A 1476-nucleotide genomic window follows, 5' to 3' on the forward strand; every position below is an offset into this window, starting at 1 on the left:
GGCCGATGACCATTTCCGGCGAACGGTCCACGCAGATGGCAACCTGCACGCCGGGGGCGACACCTTGATCACGCAGATGCCTGGCCAGGCGATTGGCCTGCTCATTGAGCTGGCGATAGCTGAGGGTATGTTCCTGGAAGCGCAGCGCGATGGCATCCGGGGACTCGGCGGCACGGGCCTCAAACAGCTCATGGATGCAGCGCTTGGCCGGGTATGGCGTGGCGGTGGCATTCCAGTCGACCAGAATCTTGTACCGTTCCTCGGCTGGCAGCAACGGCAGCGCATCGACAGACTCGCCGGCGTTGGTTGCCATCGCCGACAGGATCGTTTGCAGGTAGGTGCCGATACGTTCGGCGGTGCTTCGGTCGAACAGCGCCGTAGCGAAGTTCAGCGACCCGGCCAGGCCATCTCCGCGCTCGCCCAGGTTCAAGGTCAGGTCGAATTTGGCAAATGGCGCAGCCTTGTCGAGCGGCTGCACCGCGAGGCCGGCCAGCGACAGGTCGGCATGTTCCATGTCCTGCCACGACAGCATGACCTGGAAGAGCGGCGAATGCGCGAGGCTACGGGGCGGTCGCACCATCTCCACGATCTGCTCGAATGGCAGGTCCTGGTGCTGCTGGGCTTTCAGAACGACTTCGCGCACGCGTTGCAGAAGCTCCTCGACATTGATCGTGCCCGAGGTATCGATCCGCAGCGCCAGCGTATTGACAAAGAATCCGATCAGCCCCTCCAGCTCCTGCCGGGGCCGATTTGCGGTGGGTGTGCCGATGATCAGATCGGGTTGACCGGACAGTCGCGACAACAGCACCGACCAGGCGGCCAGCACAGTCATATACAAGGTTACGCCGCACTGTTGGCTAAGTGCCTTCAGGCGTGCAGTCAGATCGGGCTCGATTGCCAAGGGCAGTGTGTCGCCGGAAAAATCCTGGGCCGTGGGCCGACGCCGATCAGTGGGCAACTCGAGCAGCGTTGGTGCGCCAGCCAGTTGCGTGCGCCAGTAAGCGGCCTGCTCGATAAGAGCATCGTTGGATAGCCAGCGTCGCTGCCAGGCCGCATAGTCGGTGTACTGCAACGGCAGGGCCGCGAGCCCGGAAGGTCGGTTGTTCACGAAGCCGGCATACAGCGCCTGCAACTCGCGGAACAATACGGTGCCCGACCATCCATCGGATACAATGTGATGCATGTTCAGCGCCAGCACGTGATGCTCGGCTCCGAGCTGTACCAACCGTGCGCGCACAAGCGGGCCCTGGCTCAGATCGAAGGGACGCATCGTCTCTTGGTCAAGCAGGTTGGATAGCGCTGCCTCAGCATCGGCCGCTCCGCGGAGGTCGTCGCTTGCAAACGGGAACCCAGCCTCGGCTGGCTCGATGCGCTGCTTCGGCGTGCCGTCGACAACGACCAGCGACGTGCGCAGGGATTCGTGGCGTACCACCAATGCGTCCAGCGCCTTGCGCAGCGCGGCAACATCCAGGTGAC

The 1476-nt window shown here is 63.4% G+C and carries 1 protein-coding gene; it reads right to left on the reverse strand.

Translation table 11 applies throughout. The annotated features are described in order from the left end of the window. A partial coding sequence (locus ACXJKH_RS20380) for a condensation domain-containing protein (protein WP_457322092.1) occupies positions 1 to 1476 on the reverse strand: 1476 nt, incomplete at both ends.

The sequence above is a fragment of the Stenotrophomonas sp. P5_B8 genome (assembly GCF_054049855.1).